Source organism: Sinorhizobium chiapasense (assembly GCF_045277575.1).
GTDB classification, from domain to species: domain Bacteria; phylum Pseudomonadota; class Alphaproteobacteria; order Rhizobiales; family Rhizobiaceae; genus Ensifer; species Ensifer chiapasense_A.
The window spans coordinates 2,053,302-2,070,171 of sequence record NZ_CP144206.1 but is presented as its reverse complement, the minus strand read 5'-3'; the positions used below and the strand labels follow the sequence as shown (position 1 = coordinate 2,070,171).

Annotated in this window: 18 protein-coding genes; 10 read left to right on the top strand and 8 right to left on the bottom strand. The window is 61.7% G+C overall.

Features of this window, described 5'->3' with window-relative positions; all coding sequences use genetic code 11:
* Nucleotides 1–978 (bottom strand): ubiquinone anaerobic biosynthesis protein UbiU, encoded by a 978-nt coding sequence (gene ubiU / locus QM996_RS28385; protein WP_334197197.1) that lies wholly within the window; start codon nucleotides 976–978, stop codon nucleotides 1–3.
* Nucleotides 969–1,487, bottom strand: a complete 519-nt coding sequence (gene ubiT / locus QM996_RS28380; protein ID WP_334197196.1) for a ubiquinone anaerobic biosynthesis accessory factor UbiT — start codon at nucleotides 1,485–1,487, stop codon at nucleotides 969–971. Before ubiT ends, ubiU begins: the two co-directional genes overlap by 10 nt.
* A gap of 127 nt (nucleotides 1,488–1,614) precedes the next feature.
* Here ubiT and QM996_RS28375 point away from each other — a divergent pair, with 127 nt between their 5' ends.
* Both QM996_RS28375 and QM996_RS28370 read left to right on the top strand, forming a co-directional pair.
* Nucleotides 1,615–3,126, top strand: coding sequence for a UbiD family decarboxylase (locus QM996_RS28375; protein WP_334197195.1), 1,512 nt, complete (start codon nucleotides 1,615–1,617; stop codon nucleotides 3,124–3,126).
* Nucleotides 3,123–3,701, top strand: a complete 579-nt coding sequence (locus tag QM996_RS28370; protein WP_334197194.1) for a UbiX family flavin prenyltransferase — start codon at nucleotides 3,123–3,125, stop codon at nucleotides 3,699–3,701. Before QM996_RS28375 ends, QM996_RS28370 begins: the two co-directional genes overlap by 4 nt.
* A gap of 55 nt (nucleotides 3,702–3,756) precedes the next feature.
* Here the strand turns inward: QM996_RS28370 and QM996_RS28365 are convergent, their stop codons facing one another.
* The 3 genes from QM996_RS28365 to QM996_RS28355 form a co-directional block, all read right to left on the bottom strand.
* Complete coding sequence (locus QM996_RS28365; RefSeq protein WP_334197193.1) at nucleotides 3,757–4,659, bottom strand: GNAT family N-acetyltransferase; 903 nt, start codon at nucleotides 4,657–4,659, stop codon at nucleotides 3,757–3,759.
* 127 nt (nucleotides 4,660–4,786) lie between these two features.
* Nucleotides 4,787–5,479, bottom strand: coding sequence for an NnrU family protein (locus QM996_RS28360; protein ID WP_334197192.1), 693 nt, complete (start codon nucleotides 5,477–5,479; stop codon nucleotides 4,787–4,789).
* A gap of 10 nt (nucleotides 5,480–5,489) precedes the next feature.
* A complete protein-coding gene (locus QM996_RS28355) occupies nucleotides 5,490–5,918 on the bottom strand; it encodes a hemerythrin domain-containing protein (RefSeq protein ID WP_334197191.1) in 429 nt (142 codons plus the stop codon).
* Nucleotides 5,919–5,975: 57 nt separating this feature from the next.
* On the opposite strand from QM996_RS28355, the gene QM996_RS28350 reads away from it, so the two are divergent.
* Both QM996_RS28350 and QM996_RS28345 read left to right on the top strand, forming a co-directional pair.
* Nucleotides 5,976–6,182, top strand: a complete 207-nt coding sequence (locus QM996_RS28350; protein WP_334197190.1) for a hypothetical protein — start codon at nucleotides 5,976–5,978, stop codon at nucleotides 6,180–6,182.
* Nucleotides 6,183–6,366: 184 nt separating this feature from the next.
* A complete protein-coding gene (locus tag QM996_RS28345; protein ID WP_334197189.1) occupies nucleotides 6,367–7,647 on the top strand; it encodes an ATP-binding protein in 1,281 nt (426 codons plus the stop codon).
* A gap of 420 nt (nucleotides 7,648–8,067) precedes the next feature.
* Here the strand turns inward: QM996_RS28345 and QM996_RS28340 are convergent, their stop codons facing one another.
* Together QM996_RS28340 and QM996_RS28335 are read right to left on the bottom strand one after the other, a co-directional pair.
* Complete coding sequence (locus QM996_RS28340) at nucleotides 8,068–8,751, bottom strand: DUF1326 domain-containing protein (RefSeq protein WP_334197188.1); 684 nt, start codon at nucleotides 8,749–8,751, stop codon at nucleotides 8,068–8,070.
* 289 nt (nucleotides 8,752–9,040) lie between these two features.
* On the bottom strand, nucleotides 9,041–9,196 hold the full coding sequence (locus QM996_RS28335) for a hypothetical protein (protein WP_089044838.1): 156 nt from the start codon (nucleotides 9,194–9,196) through the stop codon (nucleotides 9,041–9,043).
* Between the two features lie 182 nt (nucleotides 9,197–9,378).
* Between QM996_RS28335 and QM996_RS28330 the strand changes: the two genes are divergently transcribed.
* From QM996_RS28330 to QM996_RS28305, 6 genes are all read left to right on the top strand, one after another.
* Complete coding sequence (locus QM996_RS28330) at nucleotides 9,379–9,936, top strand: cytochrome c oxidase subunit 3 (RefSeq protein WP_334197187.1); 558 nt, start codon at nucleotides 9,379–9,381, stop codon at nucleotides 9,934–9,936.
* 5 nt (nucleotides 9,937–9,941) lie between these two features.
* Nucleotides 9,942–10,220, top strand: a complete 279-nt coding sequence (locus QM996_RS28325) for a cytochrome C oxidase subunit IV family protein (protein WP_334197186.1) — start codon at nucleotides 9,942–9,944, stop codon at nucleotides 10,218–10,220.
* Between the two features lie 155 nt (nucleotides 10,221–10,375).
* On the top strand, nucleotides 10,376–10,828 hold the full coding sequence (locus QM996_RS28320) for a c-type cytochrome (protein WP_334197185.1): 453 nt from the start codon (nucleotides 10,376–10,378) through the stop codon (nucleotides 10,826–10,828).
* 24 nt (nucleotides 10,829–10,852) lie between these two features.
* Nucleotides 10,853–12,199: a nitric-oxide reductase large subunit gene (locus tag QM996_RS28315; RefSeq protein ID WP_173519587.1), complete on the top strand. Its 1,347-nt coding sequence runs from the start codon at nucleotides 10,853–10,855 to the stop codon at nucleotides 12,197–12,199.
* 63 nt (nucleotides 12,200–12,262) lie between these two features.
* Complete coding sequence (locus QM996_RS28310; protein WP_334197184.1) at nucleotides 12,263–13,075, top strand: CbbQ/NirQ/NorQ/GpvN family protein; 813 nt, start codon at nucleotides 12,263–12,265, stop codon at nucleotides 13,073–13,075.
* Between the two features lie 8 nt (nucleotides 13,076–13,083).
* The gene (locus tag QM996_RS28305; protein WP_334197183.1) at nucleotides 13,084–14,985 is read left to right on the top strand and encodes a nitric oxide reductase activation protein NorD; all 1,902 of its coding nucleotides are present in this window, start codon (nucleotides 13,084–13,086) and stop codon (nucleotides 14,983–14,985) included.
* 339 nt (nucleotides 14,986–15,324) lie between these two features.
* On the opposite strand, the gene hemN is transcribed toward QM996_RS28305, so the two are convergent.
* Nucleotides 15,325–16,677, bottom strand: coding sequence for an oxygen-independent coproporphyrinogen III oxidase (gene hemN, locus QM996_RS28300; RefSeq protein WP_334197182.1), 1,353 nt, complete (start codon nucleotides 16,675–16,677; stop codon nucleotides 15,325–15,327).
* Nucleotides 16,678–16,870: the final 193 nt, after the last annotated feature.

Sequence of the window (16,870 nt, the reverse complement as noted above, 5' to 3'; positions counted from 1 at the left end):
TTACCTCCAGCGCTTCTCATAGGCGCCTGTTGTCGTCTTTTGGCCTTCGCTCAGAGCTTTCAGCCGCGATACAAGCGCGGGCCGTTCGGCGGCGTCGGCGGTCAGCGCCCGCCGCATGACCGAGACGACTTCGGCAACATAAGCCTTGCCGCGTTGCCGTCCCTCGATCTTCAGTGCGCTGACGCCGGCGCTGCGCAGCGCATCGATATGATCCATGACGTCAAGCGAGACCGGATCCTCGAAGGCGTAGCCGCGTTCCTCGGCAATGTCGAAGCGCCCCTTGCAGAGCGTCGGATAGCCCGCGGCCTCGCCGGCCGGGAAGCGGTTGATCGTGTACTCGCCGAGCTCGGAGACGAGTTCGCGCCCGTCCTGGCGATAGCGCACGTGGCTGGCGGGCGAGCAGACACCGTTCATGTTGGGCGACTTGCCCGTGGCATAAGAGGACAGCGAACAGCGCCCCTCGGCCATCACGCAGAGCCCGCCAAAGGCAAAAACCTCGATCTCGCAATCGATCTGCTTGGCAAGGCGGGCGATGTCGGCGATCGTCAGCGTGCGCGGCAACACGACGCGTTTTGCCGCGAAAGCCTCGACGAGGAACCGCACGGCATCGGCATTGGAGGCGGAGGCCTGCACCGAGACATGCAGCCGCTGCTGCGGATGGCGCTCGACCGTGTAGGCCATCAGGCCGAAGTCGGCGAGGATGACGGCATCGGCACCGAGTGCCACGGCGTCGTCCACCGCTTGGTGCCAGAGCGTCTCCTGGCCGGCGCGCATAAAGGTATTGATCGCGACGAAGGTCATCACCTTGCGCTGCTTGGCAAAGGCAATGGCCGTTCGCAGTTCCTCTCGCGAAAAGTTCAAACCGGGGAAATTGCGGGCGTTGGTCTCGTCGCGAAAGCCGCAATAGACGGCGTCGGCGCCGGCATCGACGGCTTCGCGGAAGGCGGCCGGCGTGCCGGCGGGGCAGATCAGTTCCATTGGGAAGCCTCCTCCTTGAGAACGCGGCCAAGCGCGCGTTCTCGGATCTCCTCCCCGGCGCGGCGTATGAGTGGCGCGAGCGGCCCGCTCATGCGCGCGAGATCGTTTGGAAGATCGATTCCGCAATCGTCGAGGGCGTTGCGTAGCGCCAGCATCGCCTCCATGTCGCCGCTGACCGTGAGATCACGGGAGAAGAAGACGGCGTCGCCATCGATGCGCCCTTCGAGCAGCGCCAGCAGCAGGACGAATTCGCCTTCCATGCGGGCGTCTGATGCTGGCGTGTGCTCCTTGCGATGGACGGAGATACGCGGCACGGACGGCTCGACCAGAAAGCTGATCGGCAGATCGGACGGCAGGAAGGCGTAGCGCTTGGCGGCATGGTCGGCGAGGCGATCGAAGAGGCCGGGATGGGCCGCGATCACGCGGGCAAAGACCCGTTGCACCACGCTTTCGATGGCGACGATGGGAACAAAGCTGAGGGGTGCGGTGATCGCGAGCGGAAGGGTCATTTACTACCTGTGGGGCGGCCTGCGGAGCGACGGAATCGGACGATGCGGCGCATGCTAGACGCCCGCCGCCGGCGGTTGTTTGCGCCACATCAAAGACAAGGGCCATTCGCCGCCACAAACAGGCTCCATGAACAGGACCTTTCGCCCATCTCAGGGCTTCGCAACGCTTCGGGATTTTGTCGATACGCTTGAGCGTGAAGGCGACCTGAAGCGCATATCGCGACCCGTTTCGCTGGTGCACGAGGTGACCGAGATCCACCGCCGCGTGCTCGCGGCCGACGGGCCGGCGCTTCTTTTCGAGCAACCGGTCGATGCCTCTGGCGCCGTGCAGCCGATCCCGCTTCTTGCTAATCTTTTTGGGTCGGAACGCCGGATCGAACGTGGTTTCGGCCTGATGCCGGGAGGACTCGATGCGCTTGCCGGCGCCTTGGCGGAACTGCGCGATCCACGAGCGCCGCAATCGCTGCGCGATGCCTGGGACAGGCTGCCGCTGTTGAGATCGGCGATGTATATGCGGCCGCGAAAGGTGGCGCGTGCGCTTTGCCAGGAAATCGTGTGGCGCGGTCAGGAAATCGACCTCGGCCGCCTGCCAGTTCAATGGTGCTGGCCCGGCGAGCCGGCGCCGCTCATCACCTGGCCGCTGGTGATCACCCGTGCGCCGGATGATCCACTGGATGTCAATGTCGGCATCTACCGCATGCAGGTGCTAGGCCCTGATCGCGTGATCATGCGCTGGCTCGCCCACCGCGGCGGCGCCCGCCACCATCGCCTGTGGCAACGCTTGGGTCAGGACATGCCGATCGCGGTCGTCATCGGTGCGGACCCGGCGACGATTCTTGCCGCCGTCATGCCGCTGCCGGATGGATTGAGCGAACTGAATTTCTCTGGCTTGCTCAGGAGGGGCAGGACGCCGCTCGTCACGGCGAAGACCGTGCCTCTTTTGGTGCCGGCCAATGCCGAGATCGTGCTGGAGGGCACCGTTTCGGCAGCCGAAACGGCGCAGGAGGGCCCCTATGGCGACCACACCGGCTATTACAATTCGATCGAGCCGTTCCCGGTCATGCGCCTGTCGGCAGTCACCATGCGCCGGACCCCGCTCTATCTCTCGACCTATACCGGCCGGCCACCGGACGAGCCTTCGCGGCTTGGTGAAGCGATGAACAGGCTGTTCGTACCGCTGGTCCGCAAGCAGTTTCCGGAGATATCCGATCTCTGGCTGCCGCCCGAAGCCTGCTCCTACCGGGCGATGGTCGTTTCGATCGACAAGCGCTATCCGGGGCAGGCCAAGCGCGTGATGATGGGGCTTTGGTCGATGCTGTCGCAATTCAGCTACACCAAGCTGATCATCGCCGTCGACCCGGATATCGACGTGCGCAACTGGTCCGACGTGATGTGGGCGCTTGCGACACGGTTCGATGCCAGCCGCGACATGACCGTGATCGAGGGCACTCCGATCGACTATCTCGACTTCGCTTCGCCGCGCCCTGGCCTCGGCGGCAAGCTCGGGCTCGACGCCACCAACAAGATCGGTAGCGAAACCGATCGTGAATGGGGGCGTGTTCTGGCGATGTCGCCGGAGGTCATCGGTCGGGTCGACGCGATCTGGGCAGATCTCGGGCTTGGAGGCCTGACGCGATGAACAGGATGAAGGTCGTACTCGGTGTCACCGGCGCTTCCGGCGCCCCGATCGCCGTGCGTATTGCCGAGCGGCTCAGCGAAATCGAAGGCATCGAGCTACATCTCGTCCTGTCGCCTGCGGCGAACCGCACACTCGCGCACGAAATTGGCGCGGAAGCGCTTCCGTCCTTGTTGCGTAAGGCCGCGCGAACCTATGACCACGCAGACATCGGCGCGGCAATTGCGAGCGGCTCGTTCTCGACGGCAGGCATGATCGTCGCGCCATGCTCCATGCGCACGCTTGCGGCGATCGCCAGTGGCATGGCCGACAATCTCGTGGTTCGTGCCGCCGATGTGCATCTGAAGGAGCGCCGCAGGCTGATACTGATGGCGCGCGAAACGCCGCTGCATCTCGGCCATTTGCGCAACATGTGCGCCGTCACCGAAATGGGGGCGATCGTCATGCCGCCGGTGCCGGCCTTCTACCATCGGCCTGAAACCATCGAGGCCATTGTCGATCATCTGGCGGCCCGTGCGATCGATCTCCTGGCGTTGCCGATCGCGCCATTGGCAAAGGCCTGGCAAGGCGAAGGCTAAGATTTTCCGGGAAAGGCGGAGCCACTTCAGGAAAACTCTGTCAGCGGAAAGCTGATCACATGAACCCGGGATTTCGCGGCAAATACTGCGTCCAGTCGCCATAGCCGGGCGACGCCATCAATAGCATTGGAAAGGTGATCCGCATGCCTTGGCTGACTGCGAGGCTTAAGGCGCCGTCGCATGTACCTGGCAGGAACGCCGATATCGTCGTAGCGGAGCCATTTGCCGCCAGCTTCAACGCCGTCGCAAACGCATCTCGAAGAATGTCACGTCGCGTGACAGCGAGGGGGCCGATGTGCCCGTTGGCGCCGATATAGCCGTAGCCGACAGGAACGTCGCCAGCATAGAGCAAGACCCCTTCCGTTGCCGGGTCGCCGAGCAGGTAGCGATGATGTTTCTCCCGCGAGACGCCTATGGCGCGGGCGTCGATCTCGGCAAGCTTTGTCATGGTCGTAGCCTCGCCGTCGATTGCGACTGCACGCAGCGGCGGCTCCGGCGATGCCAACGCCACCCGTTCGCGCGAGACGTTGAAAAAGTAGATCGGCATCTTGGGAAAGAGGCCGTGTCGCATGTAAAGCCCCTGCGAGACACGATTGAAAGTGAAAGTGATGAGTGCCTTGTGCGCTGCTCCTGATTTCCGCGCGTGCTCCAGGGTGCGTTCCAATAGCTGATTTCCGATGCCTTGGCCCTGCCGGGCGGGATCGACGAATAGCTGGGCGAGGAACCAGACATCTCCACAAACCCAGCTCCACGCAAAGCCGAGAATATGCCCGCCGTCCTCTGCAATCCAAAGGCCGTCCGGATCGTCCTTGAGCGAAAACAGTTGAAAGCTGGGAGGGCTGGCCGTTGCCATCGGGCCGAAGCCATGCCGAACGGTAAGATCGTTGATGCTGGTAACCACGAGAGCATCGGTCGCGGCTAAGTCGTCGGCCTGCGCGGGTCGGTAAACAAGCGACATCGGTACCTCCAACAGGGAATCCGGGCAAAGCGCCGACAGCAGAAGGCAACATACCAGTTCCCGTGACCGCGGTCTTGGCCACCACGGTTCACGTCACATTCAAAGGTCCTTTTTTACCCCCGATGTTCTAGTCGAGCACGGTAGCCTGGAGCAGGGGGTCGGCTCCGAAGAGGACCTCGTGCCCACCGAGCAGCAACCAGACGGCAATGGCGACGGTCGCAAAGGCGGCGATGATCATGACGGGGTCGGCGCGCAAACGGGTTTCGCCCCGGATTACCGCTGCAAAGGGCCAGACCGATGTTCCCTTCGAGGCTGCCCGCCAGCCCTCACCGAGACGCCGGCGGGCGCGCTTTTCGAGCATGAAGAAACCGCCGACGGAAAAGAGCGCGAAGCCGCCGAAAAGCACGAGCGAGCGCAGGTCGCCATTCGGTACGATATGGCCGGCGGCCCAGAGCAGGAAGCCCCAGAGCACCGGATGGCGGGTGATCGTCACGATGGCGCCGGGCCGTTCGTTTCCCTGGTAGATCGAGATCGACAGCGCGTTCTCGCTGAAGAGGCCGGCCAGCACGAGAAAGATCCCTAGCGGCGCCAGAACGAAGGTCACCCAGGCCTGCCAGGCGGCTGGGTCCCAGAGCGGGATGAAATCGAGCTGCAGCGCCGCGTGAAAGACGAAGCTGAGGGCGAGCACGGAGAGCAGCGAATAGACCGCGAAATAGGTCGAGCGGCCGAGCTGGTCGATCAGGCCCTGGCGAAGCGCCGGCCAGGCCGGCACGAGATGGAGCAGGAGGAAGACGGCGAAGGCGAGGAGAAAGTAGGTCATGTCGGTCGCCTCACCCGTGGCGCCATAGAAGCAGGCGCTCCGTTGCCACATGGCGGCGAACGGTTTCGAAAAAGCCCCGTAACATATAGCCGATCGCGTCCCAATTGAGCGATGCCCTGTTGTCGAGAACTGCTCTCAGCACGCGCACCAGTTCGATAGCGGCCCGATCGTCCTGGTCATGCTCGGCGCGCAGCCGCGCGATCAAGGCGTCGCGATCTTCGCCAGCCCGCTGGTCTTCGACTGCAGGAAACAGGATCATTTCCTCCAGCGCATGGACCCGCCTGAGCTTTTCCGGCAGTTCCGCCATGATCACGCGGCAACTCGCGGCGTCGATGCGGCGCGGAATGGAATCGGCAAGTGTCTCGAGGCGATCACACAGAGAAAGAAGGTCGCGGTAAGCCTGTCCCAACTCGTGGTGTTCAGAAAATCGCTGCTGCATAGAACCTGCTCCATTGGGTGTTGATGCCTCAACTACACCCACTGAAGGCGGGCATCTTTGACATTTCTCAAAGTCTACGGCGCGACCCCTCGCCGCTCGGGACTACCTGGACTGGTACATGTCCAGGCAGCATGGAAGGAGGACACTCGCTACATGGGGTTGCATTGGCAGCTCGCCGAGGTGCTGCGCACCGTTACCCACCGCACGACGTCGGAGAACCTCTGCAGCTACTGGCAGGGCGCGGCAGAGCGCATCGAGGACTAGGTCTGGACCGAGAAGTCCAACGCGTACTGATAGTTCCACCAGGGCGCTATTGACGATTCCACCAGCATGCTATTGAAACTTTCACCGGAATCCTATTGAGACTTTCACCCGGCTTCTGTTGACACTTTTGCCGCTACGCTATTACAACTTTTGCCGAATCGGTTTGCTGAGAAAGTGACCATTCATGGACGAGAGCCTTATCCCGCGTCACCTGCAGCCCGAACTTAGAGCTGCACTTACATCAGCGCGCGTGGTTAACATCATTGGACCGCGCCAAGTCGGGAAGACGACGCTGGTACGCGATCTATTGAGCGTTGGAAAATTCATCACCTTAGATGACGAGGGTGTGCTTGCAGCTATTGAGGCTGATCCAAAAGGACAGCTGGATGCCCTTTTGGCTGAGACGAAAGCAGGCCCCCTCATTATCGACGAAGCCCAACGATCAACGAAATTAGCTTTGGCGTTGAAGAGGATCGTGGACGAAAACCGAGCAATGGGTCAGTTCGTCCTGACAGGCTCATCCAACGTTTTCATTTCCGCGCACGTGGCGGACTCGTTGGCAGGTCGGGTTCATACAATGACGATGCTTCCAATGAGTGTCGCCGAAACAAAGCGCATGGGGCCAGCGAAAATTCTCGACTGGGCATCGACGAAAGACCGTCCCGATCCGCTAGACCTGCCTAAACCAGAAACGTTGTCCCGTACACAATACATCGACTTGATAGTCGCAGGCGGTTTCCCCGAGATACGAACTCTGGAAGAGCGCTGGAGGCAAAATCGATACACAGATTACGTTGACAGTGTCGTGGAACGGGACGTTGCGTACATCTTAAAAATAAGAAAATCAGACGCCATGAGACGAATGATTGATCAACTTTCTACGCGGGTCGGAAACGAGCTGAATATAGACGAACTATGTTCGAACATAAGCTTACAAAGGAATACCACCGAGACCTACCTCGATATTCTAACAAAGCTCTCTCTATTGCGAAGATTGCCTGCGTGGAGCTCCGGAGAGTCCAAGCGCGACATACGACAACCAAAAATCCATCTTGTGGATACTGGGATCGTCGCGGCTTTAAGGAGTATGAATGCCCAGAGCTTCAATATCGGCGCGAATCCCTCAGCGCTTGGCGGCCTGTTCGAAAATTTCGTTTTCAATGAAATGTGGAAATCCCTCCCCCATCAGATGCGTCAATGGCGGCTTTATCATTGGAGGCAAAGAGGGCGCGAGATAGACATCCTTGCTGAGTCAGACAGAACGATAATCGGCTTCGAGATGAAGACATCGACCACGGTTGAGACAAAGGACTTTCAACATCTGCGATGGTTTCGAGACGAAGGCCCGGGTATGAACCGTCCCTTCGTCGGCATCGTTATCTATATGGGGGAGCGCGTGCTCAGTTTCGGCGAAAACATATTCGCGCTCCCTCTGTCGATATTTTGGTCATTCAATGACAGTTAGCCGAGTGGGGTAGCAGATTAACCCTCGGACGCTTACCTGGTGATCTCCCACAATCTACGACGACCATCGGAAGCACTTCGAGCAGGCCAGAAAATCGACCGGCAAGGTTCGGACTAATCCCGTCGATCTCGGACCCGAAGCCTTCTCGTTCAGCAAACTGTTTCGACAGATCACCTGCAAGGATCGGCTCTTCCGCATCTCGGAGGATTTCAAGCACACCGCGGCGTACATCACGACCTCTGAGAAGGTCGGTCACACGGCGACCAGGTGTAGATCGATCCTTACTCTTGGGCGGCGGAGGAGCCGCAGATGCCGCGCCGGGATCAAAGACCTTGATCACGGTCACGAACGCCGCCGGCTGCAGTCAGTGGCCCCTGCAGTCGGTCGTGAGCGCATGACGATTGCCGGATTTGTCATGCATCACGGACGCGGGCTCATGCGCTCGAGCCATGCGGTGAGCCTCGATCTCTCCCGGACCAGACCATGCTGGTTGAAGTGGTGGACGCAAAAATGTGCCCATGAATCTTCGAACGCCATCTCCATATCCCCGGTGATCGAGGTCGTACCGAGTCCGATCTCTGCATAGGTGAACTCGAAGCTGCCACTCGGACGCGCCAGCGCAATGTGGAACGGCTGACCGGTAAACTCGTTGATCATCGGCCTGCCGCGGCTCACCATGACGCCGGGTATCTCTACCCTGGCGGTTCTGAGCTCCAAGTCCGCTTCAAGCTGAATCGGCAGGAACAATGTCTTGCAAAATTCGGAGCATGTGGACGCGAATATGGAGAAGAGATTGCTCAAGGGTTCGCCGGCCTCGCCGGAGATGATCGCTTCAAGCGCGATCCGTTGAGCTTGGTTTGCGCGCTCGTCGATAACGATCTGGCGCCGGCCGTTTCCGTCCTTGATTTCGCCGGGCCACTTGTAGATCGCTGCCCAGTTGAGGCCCGCGATCGGCGTATCACCGTAGTAGCCCTCAACCAGGTTGCCGACGAAGGCCGACTGACAGTAGCCGCGTGTGCTCGGCAGGTTGAACTGGCACCCGCAATTCATGGCGCAATTGCAGTTGTCGTAGGTCTCGCTCTTGAACAGCCATTGGTCGACCATCCCTCCAATCCTCCCCTTGAGCGGTCGCATTTGTGAGAGGGCATTTCTTCCGCTCAGCGCCTCGATGCCGTGATCGTCCTCTCAAGGAGGCATGCCCTGATCGACTTTATCTGCGGCGCGAATGGTAGTATCGCCCCGCGCCTGCTTCGGTCACGGGACCGCTCCTGTTTGGATGCGGAAGAAACAGATTTTAGCAGTGTCGAAAGGTCGCTTCAATCGGCACCGCCCGCCGCGAAGGGGGGAGCTCCACGAGGTCTCCGGCATCCGTTCGCGTGGGCGACCCTGCGGCTCAGCGGTCGAGGAAGAGAACGATGGCGATCGCGACGGAGGAGAGGATCGCTGACAGCGTCGCGCCGCGTTGCAGCACGCCCATGCGATAGAGCACGAGGGCGAAGACGATGATGATGGGGGTGGCAACGGAAAGGCCGATCTGTGCGTCTGTCATCGGAGGGCTCCTTTGTCACCGCCAATAGCCCCGCCCCCTGCCGCCTTCTTTGCTCAATCGCAAAGACAGGGTGTGCGCTCGCGCCTAGCTCAAGTCTCAAGTTTATGAAGCGGGATGAAAAACGTGTGCTGTTTTCCGGCCGCTTTCCGCTCCAACCCATGAGACTTGACGGAGGCGCTGACATGGATGCCCGCAGTTATCCGATTGCCGGAGCGGCGGAAGAGGACTCCACGGACACCCTGCTGCTATGGGTGCTCGTCTGGAGCGAACTTGCTGCCTTCGGCATCCTGCTCGTCGGCTTTCTGGTTGTCGGCCTCATCCAGCCGGATGCGTTTGCTGTCGCTCGTTCGCATCTCGATCCGCTGCTTGCCGGCATCAACACGCTCGTTCTCCTGACCAGCGGCTGGCAGGCAGCCCTGGCGACAAGGCCTCGGGCCTCGCTCGGGCAGCGTCGGCGGGCGCTGGTGAATGCCGCGCTCTTCGGCTTTGCCTTCGTCGCGATCAAGCTCTTTGAATACAGCGCGGAAGCCGGTGTCGCCGGAGATCCCGCATTCGGCTCCTTCTTCGAGCTCTATTTCCTCGTTACCGGCTTTCACCTGCTGCACGTGGTCTTCGGCGCCCTCGTGCTGTTCATCGTCGCCTGGCGGCCGGCTCCCGGCAACGTCGCACTCATCACCACGCTCTGGCACGTGATCGATCTCGTCTGGATCGTGATGTTTCCGCTCGTCTATCTCGTGTAAGTGCCATGACCGACCGCAATCCAAGACAATTGTTCAACACCTGGCTCGTGCTCGCAGCGATCGTGATCTCGAGCATGGCGCTGATGGCGGTCGCCGGGCCGACGGTGGTCGTCATCGCCGTCCTGCTCGGGCTCGCCATCGTCAAGTGCCGGTTCGTCGCGCTCGATTTCATGGGGCTCAGCCATGCGCCGTCTGCTCTCCGCCTGGGTCTTTTGATCTGGCCCGCAGCACTCGTCCTGCTTGCTGCCGCGAAGCTGGTGCTGAGTGCCGTTCTCCTCACCTGAGGTCACCCGTCGACTTGTTTGCCGAAACGCAAAGAAGCCGCTGCCGATTTCCCTAGACATGGGGTCGCCCCGATTGTTGCCGACGCCACACGGGGAGGGGATCAGATCAGCCGGCCGCGCTCTGTGCAGCCATCTGAAATCGAAAGGACCACGTGATGGCAGAACGCCTCACCAAAACCGGGGCCCGTAACGTCTTTTACGGCGGGTCCTTCTTTTTCTTCGCAATCTTCGTCGGGCTGACCGCCCACAGCCACTACTACATGCGGACAACCTCGACGGACGAAACGACGCTGACCGACTCGGTCGCGCGCGGCAAACACGTTTGGGAAAAGAACTCCTGTATCAACTGCCACACATTGCTGGGCGAGGGAGCCTATTTCGCACCCGAGCTGGGCAATGTCTGGAAGCGCTTCGGCGGCGAGGCCGATCCGGACGGCGCCCGCGAAACGCTCAAGGCGTGGATGGCCGCCCAGCCGACCGGCATCGAGGGGCGGCGGCAGATGCCGCAGTTCAACCTCACCGAACAGGAACTGAACGACCTCGCCGACTTCCTGGAATGGACGAGCCGCATCAAGACCCAGGATTGGCCGCCGAACGAGGCAGGTTAAGCGAAGCGATTGGAGTGTGACACCATGAAATACCAAACCCAAAAGGTCGCGATGCTCTACTTTTACGGAGCCCTCGGCCTGTTCCTCGCCCAGGTGCTGTTCGGCGTGCTTGCCGGCACCATCTACGTCCTGCCCAACACGCTCTCCGAGCTCCTGCCTTTCAACATCGTGCGCATGGTCCACACCAACGCGCTGATCGTCTGGCTGCTCATGGGCTTCATGGGCGCAACCTACTATCTGCTGCCCGAAGAGGCGGAAACCGAACTCTACAGCACGAAGATCGCCATCGCGCAGTTCTGGATCTTCCTGATCGCCGCGGCCGTCGCCGTCGTCGGCTATCTCATGCATATCCACGAGGGCCGCGAATTCCTCGAACAGCCCTTCGCGATCAAGGTCGGCATCGTCATCGTCGCGCTGATGTTCCTCTACAACATCACGCTGACGGTGCTGAAAGGCCGCAAGACCACGGTTACCAACATCCTGATCTTCGGGCTCTGGGGTGTGGCGATCTTCTTCCTCTTCGCCTTCTACAATCCGATCAACCTGGCGCTCGACAAGATGTACTGGTGGTACGTCGTCCACCTCTGGGTCGAAGGTGTCTGGGAACTGATCATGGCATCGGTGCTCGCCTTTCTGATGATCAAGCTCAACGGCATCGACCGCGAAGTCGTCGAGAAGTGGCTCTATGTCATCGTCGGCCTGGCGCTCTTCTCCGGCATTCTCGGCACGGGCCATCACTACTACTGGATCGGTGCGCCGGGTTACTGGCAGTGGATCGGTTCGCTGTTCTCGACGCTGGAAGTCGCACCCTTCTTCACCATGGTGATCTTCACCTTCGTGATGACCTGGAAGGCCGGCCGCAAGCATCCGAACCGAGCCGCCCTGCTCTGGTCGATCGGCTGCTCGGTCATGGCCTTCTTCGGTGCCGGCGTCTGGGGCTTCCTGCACACGCTGTCTTCGGTCAACTACTACACTCACGGTACCCAGGTGACCGCGGCCCACGGACACCTCGCGTTCTTCGGTGCCTATGTGATGCTGAACCTCGCAGTCATGGCCTATGCAATCCCGGAGATCCGTGGCCGCGCCCCCTATAATCAGTGGCTGTCGATCACGAGCTTCTGGATCATGTGCACGGCCATGTCGGTCATGACCTTCGCACTCACCTTCGCCGGTGTTCTCCAGGCGCACCTGCAGCGCGTGCTCGGCGAAAGCTACATGGACGTTCAGGATCAGCTTGCGCTGTTCTACTGGATCCGCCTCGGCTCCGGTGCCGTCGTCCTGATCTCGGCGCTGATGTTCATCTGGGCGGTTCTCGTGCCCGGCCGGGAGCGCAGCGAAAAGCTCAGCGGCGTGGTCCAGCCCGCCGAATGACCAATCAGCCGGCGCGGTTCCCCGCGCCGGCACCCCCAAGAATTTTCAGCATGGAGACTTGCCATGAGCCCTGTCCAGACTGCCGTCAGTCGCGCGGCACTCGATATCCCCGCCTATAGTCCCTCCGGCAATGAATGCGCGCTGTTCGAAAGCGCCTGGGTGCGGCAGCTGCCGCTGCTCCTCAAGGGACCGACCGGTTGCGGCAAGACCCGTTTCGTCAGCCACATGGCAGCGAAGCTCGGCCTGCCGCTTTCGACCGTTTCCTGCCATGACGATCTTGCTGCCGCTGACCTCACCGGTCGCTATCTCCTGAAGGGTGGCGACACCGTCTGGGTCGACGGCCCCCTGACCCGCGCCGTGCGCGACGGCGGCGTTTGCTATCTCGACGAGATCGTCGAGGCTCGCAAGGACGTCGCCGTCGTCCTGCATCCGCTGACCGACGATCGCCGCATGTTGCCGCTCGAACGCACCGGCGAACTGCTCGAAGCCCCCTCGAGCTTCATGCTGATCGTCTCCTACAATCCCGGCTACCAGAACTTGCTGAAGAGCCTTAAGCCCAGCACCAGGCAGCGCTTCGTGGCGATCGAATTCGATTTCCTGCCGAAGAACCAGGAGATCGCAGTCGTTTCCCAGGAAAGTGGATTGCTGGAAAGCCAGGTGGCGCCGCTCGTCAATCTCGCGCAGCGGCTGCGCGCCCTCAAGGGGCATGACCTGGAAGAAGGCGTGTCGACCCGGCTGCTCGTCTACTGCGCCTCGCTGATCGATGCCGGCATGCCGGTCAAGGATGCGGTGCGGGCCGCGATGATCGAGCCGCTCACCGATGAGCCGGATGTGCGCGCAGCACTTCTCGAAGTAGCCGGATCCCTGATCGCCTGAGGTGAGCCATGCTTGATTTCCTCGAGCTCGAAGAAACCGTCGGGCGGGCATGGCACCGTTTCGTCGGCAACACCAGAACCTGGCGGCGCTATCCGGAAGAAGCGGTGAAGCTCACCGACATGATGCCGGTGCTCGGCGTCTCCTTTCGCGGACACGGCGGCGAGGCGGCCGTGCAGATCGTGCCGGCCCGTGGTCGAACCTCGACCCATCGATTGCGGTGGCGGCAGCGCATGGGGCTCGGCGAAGAGAAGCTCGTGCAGCCGGCGCGCGACCACGCGTCGCTGATGCTGCCCGGCGAGATCGATATCTTTCCGACGAAGGACCTCAACCGGGATCTCTATCACTGGCTGGTTGCCTACATGGCAACAATGCCGGTCGACCCCGTCAGTGAAACCGATCCGCTCCGCCGCGACCTGGCGCTCGTGTCGCGCGCCCAGGAAACGGTCGAGGAGGTGTTCCAGCGGTTTCCGGGACTTCGGCGGCGCTATCGGCACCTGGCGGAAGCGACGCTTGCCGAGCGGCAGCGGGGCGCGTTGCCGACGATCGAGCAACATCTCGAAAACCATATCCTGCGCCTCCTGCGCAAGGCTGCAGGTCAGGCGGATGCGACGCTGCCGGTGATCTTCCCGCATCGCGCACCACCCGGCTACCTGCCGATGCTGCCGATGCCGCTCTGGCCGGACACGCTGCTGCGCACGGAAACCACGACCACCCGCGGCGAGGATGCTACCGCGACGCCGGGCACTCAGGCCGCGATTACCGAAGTCGAACGCCATGTCGCCGTTCGCGAAAACCCGGAAAACCGCAAGGGCGAGCGCAGCCCCTTCATTCTCAACCGCTTCGAGAAGATCCTGGCCATGGCCGAGATGGTCAATGTCGACCGCCCCGGCGATGACAGCGACGACCACGACAGCAAGGCTGCCGAGGAACTCGACGACATGACGCTCGGCGAGCGCAAGGGGCGGCCCTCGGCGCGCTTCCGCTTCGATCTCGACTTGCCGCCGGAAGCGGTCGATCCGACGCCGCTGACGGCCGAGCTCACCTATCCCGAATGGAATTACCGGACGGGTCAATATCTCAAAGACCATTGCCGCGTGCTGGCGATGCCGGCCTCCGGCCAGGAAGAGCGCCCTGAACTCACGAATGAAAGCAAGAGCCTGATACGCCGCGTGCGACGCCAGTTCGAAGTGCTGCGTCCGCGGCACGAGATGCTACGTGCCCAACTGGACGGCGCCGATCTCGATCTCGACGCGGTCGTGCGTGCCCGCACCGACCTCGCCGCCGGCGGCCAGGGTAGCGATCGCATCCATTCGATGAGTCGGCCGCAGGTGCACGATCTGGCTGTAACGATCCTCGTCGACGTGTCGCTGTCGACCGACTCCTGGTCCGACAACCGGCGGGTGCTCGACGTGGAGAAAGAGGCCCTGCTCATCCTTGCGCACGGGCTTTCCGCTTGCGGCGACACCCACTCGATCCTGACCTTCACGTCGCGACGGCGCGACTGGGTGCGCGTCGAAACGGTCAAAGCCTTCAACGAGACGATGGGACCGCTGGTCGAGGCGCGTATTGCCGCGCTGAAGCCCGGCTATTACACCCGCATCGGTGCGGCCATCCGCCATGCCTCGGCCGAGCTTCGCCGGCAACCGAACCGCAAGAAGCTTCTCCTGGTACTGACCGACGGCAAGCCCAACGATATCGACCATTATGAGGGACGCTTCGCCCTTGAAGACAGCCGCCGCGCGGTCACGGAGGCGCGGCGAAGCGGCATCAACACCTTTGCCGTCACGGTCGACCGCGAGGCGAAGTCCTACGTGCCCGCCATGTTCGGCCAGAACGGCTACGCGGTCGTGGGTAACATTTCGCGGCTACCCGCGGCGCTGCCGGCGATCTACCGCAACCTGGTGGGGTGAGGCGGTCATCCAGTCAGGAAACAAAGGCCCGGCAGTCGTCGGGCCTTTTGTGTTCAAGGTCAGGGTATGCGGGCGCCCATCGTCTCCCGCGGGTTCGAGCCGCGGATCTCCAAACTTCGCGTTCGCGGCCTCCTGTGAGCAGGGGCTGCATCGGGATGCTCGGGGCAAGCCCGATAATGACGGAGAGAATGGGCGCTCGATTGACTTCGTATCGGCGCGAAGGCTCCCGCATTCGCCGGTGTTGGTCGTCGCTGAAAACCGTGAAGTGCTCGGTTTTTAATGAGAGGCACCCCAAACGGAAGACTCGGCAATGGCCGAGCCTTCCTGGCGAAAAAGCCCTCAAGCAGCCTTGCTGTGCACTCGCTGAGACTCATCGATATAAGCATCGAAGGCCGCCGCCACCGCGCGGATGACGAAGCGGTGCTCGGGCCTGACCGTGATGACGCCATCAGCGATATCGATCACACCGTCCCGTTGCAGTTCGGCCAATTTGCCGTTGCCTTCGATGAGCGACTGCCAGTCCCGGCCGTGCGTCGCGGCGATTGCGGAAATATCCGCGCTGAAATCGCACATCAGCCGTTCAATGATCACGGCACGCAGCCTGTCCTCGTCGGTCAGCCGGTAACCCTTCGTGGTCGCGAGCCGGCCCGAGGCGATGCGGCTTGCGTAAACACCCGGCGGTACCTCGTTCTGGACATAACCGTCGCGCGAGCGGCCGATCGCCGAGGCGCCGAAACCGATCAGCGTCTCGCAATTGTCGGTCGTGTAGCCCTGGAAGTTGCGGCGAAGCCGTCCGGCTGCCTGGGCGGTGACTAGATCGTCATCAGGCAAGGCAAAATGATCGAGGCCGATCTGCCGGTAGCCGGCCTTGACGAGCGCCTCGCTGATCGCCAGCGCCTGCTCGGCGCGGGCGCTACTGTCGGGCAGTGCCTTCTCGTCGATCATGCGCTGGTGCTTCTTGAAGCTTGGCACATGGGCGTAGCCGAAAACGGCGAACCGTTCCGGATACATCGCCACGGCCGCTTCGACCGTCTTGACGCAGGAGCGAACCGTCTGATGCGGCAGGCCGTAGATCAGGTCGAAATTGATCCCGCCAATGCCGGCCCCGCGCAGATGGCCGACGGCCTCGGCCGTCTGCTTCTCGCTCTGAATGCGATTGATCGCTTTCTGCACGACGGGATCGAAGCTCTGCACGCCGAGACTTGCGCGCCGCACGCCACCTTCGCCGAGCGCCTCAGCCATGGCGAGCGTTAACCGGCGCGGATCGATCTCGACGGCGACGTTGGTCGACGGAGTGAGAGCGAAGCGTTCGCGCATCAACGTCATCAGCGCCAGGAATTCGCGCGGCTCGATGATTGTTGGCGTACCGCCACCGAAGTGCACTTCTGCCACCGGCAAGGGGTGTCCGACGGTATCGGCTACCATGCGGATCTCGTCTCTCAGCACGTCGAGATAATCGAGGATCGGATCATCCTTCTTGGTGATCGTCGTGTGGCAGCCGCAGTACCAGCACATCGATCGACAGAACGGGATATGCAGATAGAGCGACACGTCCTGCCCCTTTGGTATCGCCTTAAGCCAGGCGCCATAGGTTTGCTCGTCGACCGCTGCGGCAAAGCGTGGCGCGGTCGGGTAACTCGTGTAGCGCGGCAGGCGCATTTCACCGTATTTCAGGAGCGCGGAAGCTAACATTTCGTCCTCATCTGGGTGGCGATGGATGCATCTTTCTAGGCTGCGTGGCCCGGTAACTCTTTGCGAAAAGTCAAGGACGGGGGTGGTCTCGGGCAAACCGGGATTTGTTTGCGCTTCGACAAAATGTCGCGGTGCGGCCGTCGTTAGGTTGCGGAAATCCGGGGCGTGTGCGCCGGCGTTTCCCGGATCATCA

Excerpts from the sequence above, each read along its gene's own strand:
- ubiU (WP_334197197.1), bottom strand. The coding sequence starts at position 978 with ATGGAACTGATCTGCCCCGCCGGCACGCCGGCCGCCTTCCGCGAAGCC.
- ubiT (WP_334197196.1), bottom strand. The coding sequence starts at position 1,487 with ATGACCCTTCCGCTCGCGATCACCGCACCCCTCAGCTTTGTTCCCATC.
- QM996_RS28375 (WP_334197195.1), top strand. The coding sequence starts at position 1,615 with ATGAACAGGACCTTTCGCCCATCTCAGGGCTTCGCAACGCTTCGGGAT.
- QM996_RS28370 (WP_334197194.1), top strand. The coding sequence starts at position 3,123 with ATGAACAGGATGAAGGTCGTACTCGGTGTCACCGGCGCTTCCGGCGCC.
- QM996_RS28365 (WP_334197193.1), bottom strand. The coding sequence starts at position 4,659 with ATGTCGCTTGTTTACCGACCCGCGCAGGCCGACGACTTAGCCGCGACC.
- QM996_RS28360 (WP_334197192.1), bottom strand. The coding sequence starts at position 5,479 with ATGACCTACTTTCTCCTCGCCTTCGCCGTCTTCCTCCTGCTCCATCTC.
- QM996_RS28355 (WP_334197191.1), bottom strand. The coding sequence starts at position 5,918 with ATGCAGCAGCGATTTTCTGAACACCACGAGTTGGGACAGGCTTACCGC.
- QM996_RS28345 (WP_334197189.1), top strand. The coding sequence starts at position 6,367 with ATGGACGAGAGCCTTATCCCGCGTCACCTGCAGCCCGAACTTAGAGCT.
- QM996_RS28340 (WP_334197188.1), bottom strand. The coding sequence starts at position 8,751 with ATGGTCGACCAATGGCTGTTCAAGAGCGAGACCTACGACAACTGCAAT.
- QM996_RS28335 (WP_089044838.1), bottom strand. The coding sequence starts at position 9,196 with ATGACAGACGCACAGATCGGCCTTTCCGTTGCCACCCCCATCATCATC.
- QM996_RS28330 (WP_334197187.1), top strand. The coding sequence starts at position 9,379 with ATGGATGCCCGCAGTTATCCGATTGCCGGAGCGGCGGAAGAGGACTCC.
- QM996_RS28325 (WP_334197186.1), top strand. The coding sequence starts at position 9,942 with ATGACCGACCGCAATCCAAGACAATTGTTCAACACCTGGCTCGTGCTC.
- QM996_RS28320 (WP_334197185.1), top strand. The coding sequence starts at position 10,376 with ATGGCAGAACGCCTCACCAAAACCGGGGCCCGTAACGTCTTTTACGGC.
- QM996_RS28315 (WP_173519587.1), top strand. The coding sequence starts at position 10,853 with ATGAAATACCAAACCCAAAAGGTCGCGATGCTCTACTTTTACGGAGCC.
- QM996_RS28310 (WP_334197184.1), top strand. The coding sequence starts at position 12,263 with ATGAGCCCTGTCCAGACTGCCGTCAGTCGCGCGGCACTCGATATCCCC.
- QM996_RS28305 (WP_334197183.1), top strand. The coding sequence starts at position 13,084 with ATGCTTGATTTCCTCGAGCTCGAAGAAACCGTCGGGCGGGCATGGCAC.
- hemN (WP_334197182.1), bottom strand. The coding sequence starts at position 16,677 with ATGTTAGCTTCCGCGCTCCTGAAATACGGTGAAATGCGCCTGCCGCGC.